Here is a 3,526-nt window from a genome sequence, read left to right as displayed (position 1 = left end):
TACGTCAGCCCCATGGCCTCGCGCACGCGCTCCAGGGTCTCGGCGCCGAGCGCGCGCATGCGCTGGTTCCCGGCCAGCAGGATTTCCTCGACGATCCGTGGCTGCTGCTCGAGCTGAGCGCGCCGCTCGCGGATCGGTTCGAGGAATGCGTTGAGCGCACGCGCGAGCTTCCGCTTCACTTCGACGTCGCCCACCCGCCCTTGCCGGTAGCGCTCCTTGAGGTCCTCGACTTCCGCCCCGTCCGGGTTGAAGAAGTCGTGGTAGATGAAGACGGGGTTCCCCTCCACGCGGCCGGGCACATCGGCGCGCACGCGGTTCGGGTCCGTGTACATCTGCATGACCCGCTCCTGCACCACGGGCGCGGGGTCGGAGAGCAGGATCGCGTTGCCCAGCGACTTGGACATCTTCTGCTCACCGTAAATGCCCGGCAGCACCGGCAGCTCGCTGACCAGCGCCTCGGGCTCCGCAAAGACGTCGCCGTACAGGAAGTTGAAGCGCCGGGCGATCTCGCGGGTGACCTCGACGTGGGGCGCGTTGTCGCGCCCGACGGGCACCAGGTCCGCGCGCGGCAGCAGGATGTCCGCCGCCTGCAGCACGGGGTAGCCCACCAGCCCGAAGGGCAGCACCTCGAGGTGCGCCGCCTCGGCCATCTCCTTGATCGTGGGCAGCCGCTCGAGGCGGGGGAGCGAGACGAGCATCTCGAAGATCAGGTTCAGCTCCGCCGTCTGGGGGACCGCGGACTGCACGAAGATGGTGCAGCGCTCCGGATCGATGCCCGCTGCCAGGTAATCCAGCACCATCTCATGGATGTTCTCTGGCACCTCCGCCAGCGCCTCCTTCTCCGGCCGCGTGGTCAGGGTATGCAGGTCCGCGACGATGAAGTAGCATTCGTGCTCCGACTGCAGCCGCACGCGGTTCTCCAGGCTGCCAACCCAGTGCCCCAGGTGCAGCCGGCCCGTAGGACGATCCCCGGTCAGAATCCTGTGTTTCCTGCCCTCCGTCACATGGCCTCCATGGTCTTACCGCCCTCTCCTCCGCTGCGCCGACACACGGGAGCCGCCGCTCACATGGCTTAGAAAGTAAGGCGCCAGGCGGGCGCAGGACCAGCCCCCGGCAGAGCCAGGGCAAGGGCAGGGGCAAGCGCAAAGGGAGGGCGAAGGGGAAGGGTCAAGGGAGGGCCAAGGGAAGGCACAGGAACCGACCACCGTTATGGCCGGGACCCTGGACCCTCCCCTGCCTGGTCCCTGGACCCTCCCCGTGCCCGTGCCCGTAAATCGGGAATGGATGTTGCGGCAGAATGCCGCGCCATTGGCCCGCCACCCGATCCAGTTTCCTTCGGAGGCACGCATGGCCGCCAACACGCTGAACGATGTGTTCCGCCACGGACTGGGCGACATGTACGACGCGGAGCAGCAGATCATCTCGGTTCTGGACCAACTGGAGACGGAGACGCAGAGTGTGGAGGTGCGCGGCCGGATCCGGCGGCATCGCGAGGAGACGCAGCGGCATATCCAGAACCTGGAGCGCTGCTTCGAACTCCTGGGCAGCGAGGCGCCGCGCGTGCAGTGCACGGCGTTGCGTGGCCTGCGGGAGGAGAAGCGCACGTTCCAGGCGGAGCAGCCTTCGCCGCAGGCCCTCGAGGTCTTCAATCTGGATGCGGCGAGCAAGACGGAGCATTACGAGATCGCCAGCTACCGGGGGCTGGTGGACCAGGCCAAGGCGCTGCGGCAGGATGACATTAGCCGACTGCTCGAGCAGAACCTCCGGCAGGAAGAGGAGATGAGCCGCTGGATCGACGAGCAGCAGCCCAAGATCCTCGAGCAGTTCGTGGGAACGCGCTAGCCGGGCGGACCGGCGGGTCGGACGAGCGGGGACCCTGATGCTTCACGAGCGGGCCCAGGAGGCCGCCGCAGGTGACGTGGGGCGGGCTTCCCCTGGAACGGTCCTTCGGGGTATGAGCGAGCAAGAAGCGGTACTCAAGACGCAGGACCTGGGGCCTGGCGAGATGCGGCAGGTCAACGTGCGCGGCCAGCGGCTGCTGGTGGCCAACGTGGGTCAGACGTATTACGCGGTCTCGGGCCGGTGCCCGCGCGATGGAACGGACCTCGCCAGTGTAGGGCGGCTCAAGGGACACCTGCTGATCTGCCCCACCGACGATGCGGTGTACGACCTGCGCAGCGGTGAGGCGGTCGCGCCGCCCGGCGCCGCAGCTCTGGCGCGCTACGCCATCAAGGTCGAGCAGAACCTGGTGAAGGTCGGTCCTCGGCTGGAGAGCGAGTAGAGCCGGCCTTCCCCGCCGCCACACCCGTTCCCGTTACGGCGCGCGCCGTGCGAAACAGGTCGCACAGCTCCTGGTCGTGCAGCTCCTCGATACGCCCGCGCGGCAGCAAGAGCTCCCGTTCGGCTTGCTCCCGCCCTGCCCGGCTGAAGTGTACCACCACCAGCGCGGCGACGCCCTGCCGGCCCGTTCCGCCGGCCGTTTCACCGGCAATACGGGCCGTCCACTCGAGGCCGTCTACCACGAAGCGCCGGGCGGGCAAGCCGGGGGACCCTTCGCCCACGGCGTGGGGCGCCGGCGTGGGCTCCCCGGCCGCGCTCCGCCCGCTCTCCCCGCTCATGCCGCGCCCCCCGCGCCGGCCGACGGCTCCGGCGCGCCCTTCCCGCCGCCAAAGTAGTCCACATACAAGGTCGGGTCCTCGTGCAGTCGCAAGCGGTGCAGCCGGGCGCCCGCCGGAAGCCCGCGTGCGATGCGCGGCCACAGGTAGACCAGCACATTCTCACAGGTCGGGATCGCCCCGCCGGGCGCGAACGCATCGACCACGTGGTTCAGGTGCTGACGATCCAGCGGCTCGAGCACAGCCTCGCGCAGCAGCGCATCCAGCGCGCCCAGATCCACGGCAAACCCCGTCTCCCCGTCCACCTCGCCTCGCACCGTCACCTCGAGCAGGTAGTTGTGCCCGTGGCCGTGGGGGTTGCTGCACGCGCCGAACACGCGACGGTTGCGCGCCTCGCTCCATTCCGGGCGGTGGTAGCGATGCCCCGCCGCGAACGAGACCTTGCGGGTGAGATAGGCAATGGCCATAGATCCAGAAAGCTAGCCCGCGAGCACAAACACGTCCAGCCGGACCCGCCCGGCGCGCCCGGCGAGCCCGGCGACCCTGCCGCAGCAGAACCCGCGCTGGCCGGGGTTTTGCGACGCTTCGGCTGGCCCACGGCTCCGGCCAAGGCTGGCGAACGCCCCAGAGGGCGAAGGAGGGATATTGGGACTCTACGATGACATCACGCCCGAGGCGTTGCGCGCCGACCTGCGGCGCTTCGCCGAGCTGGTGCTGCGGCTGGAAGCGGAGGGGCGGCTGCTCGAGGCGACGCCCCGCCTGATCAAGCTGCTGGGCGACCTGCGCGCCAAGCTCTTCGCCTACGAGATCCGCGGCACACACCGCCTCGCGCCGCCTGCCGGCCCCCAGCCAGTCGAGAGCGGCGAGTCCGGTCGCATTGTGCAAGAAGCCAGGGAGCGCAGCAAGCAGGC

At 69.4% G+C, this 3,526-nt stretch carries 6 protein-coding genes; 3 read left to right on the top strand and 3 right to left on the bottom strand.

From position 1 onward, the window contains the following. Nucleotides 1-1,004: tryptophan--tRNA ligase (gene trpS, locus HY703_05100; protein MBI4544553.1), on the bottom strand; the 1,004-nt coding region annotated here is incomplete at its 3' end. 343 nt (nucleotides 1,005-1,347) lie between these two features. Here trpS and HY703_05095 point away from each other — a divergent pair. Both HY703_05095 and HY703_05090 read left to right on the top strand, forming a co-directional pair. Continuing rightward, nucleotides 1,348-1,842, top strand: coding sequence for a ferritin-like domain-containing protein (locus tag HY703_05095; protein MBI4544552.1), 495 nt, complete (start codon nucleotides 1,348-1,350; stop codon nucleotides 1,840-1,842). A 112-nt stretch (nucleotides 1,843-1,954) separates the two neighbouring features. Continuing rightward, complete coding sequence (locus tag HY703_05090; protein ID MBI4544551.1) at nucleotides 1,955-2,281, top strand: Rieske 2Fe-2S domain-containing protein; 327 nt, start codon at nucleotides 1,955-1,957, stop codon at nucleotides 2,279-2,281. Here the strand turns inward: HY703_05090 and HY703_05085 are convergent. Continuing rightward, a complete protein-coding gene (locus HY703_05085; protein MBI4544550.1) occupies nucleotides 2,229-2,618 on the bottom strand; it encodes a hypothetical protein in 390 nt (129 codons plus the stop codon). The two genes, HY703_05090 and HY703_05085, sit on opposite strands and share 53 nt — an antisense overlap. Then, nucleotides 2,615-3,082 carry a 6-carboxytetrahydropterin synthase gene (locus tag HY703_05080; GenBank protein ID MBI4544549.1) on the bottom strand — a complete coding sequence of 156 codons (468 nt, stop codon included), beginning with the start codon at nucleotides 3,080-3,082 and terminating at the stop codon, nucleotides 2,615-2,617. The genes HY703_05085 and HY703_05080 overlap by 4 nt, the downstream gene beginning before the upstream one ends. A 178-nt stretch (nucleotides 3,083-3,260) precedes the next feature. Here HY703_05080 and HY703_05075 point away from each other — a divergent pair. Further along, the coding region (locus HY703_05075) for a hypothetical protein (GenBank protein MBI4544548.1) at nucleotides 3,261-3,526 on the top strand (266 nt) is incomplete at its 3' end.

It is taken from the genome of Gemmatimonadota bacterium, from assembly GCA_016209965.1.
Taxonomy (GTDB): domain Bacteria; phylum Gemmatimonadota; class Gemmatimonadetes; order Longimicrobiales; family RSA9; genus JACQVE01.
Note: the sequence above shows the minus strand (reverse complement) of the source record. Positions and strands in the feature narration are given on the sequence as shown.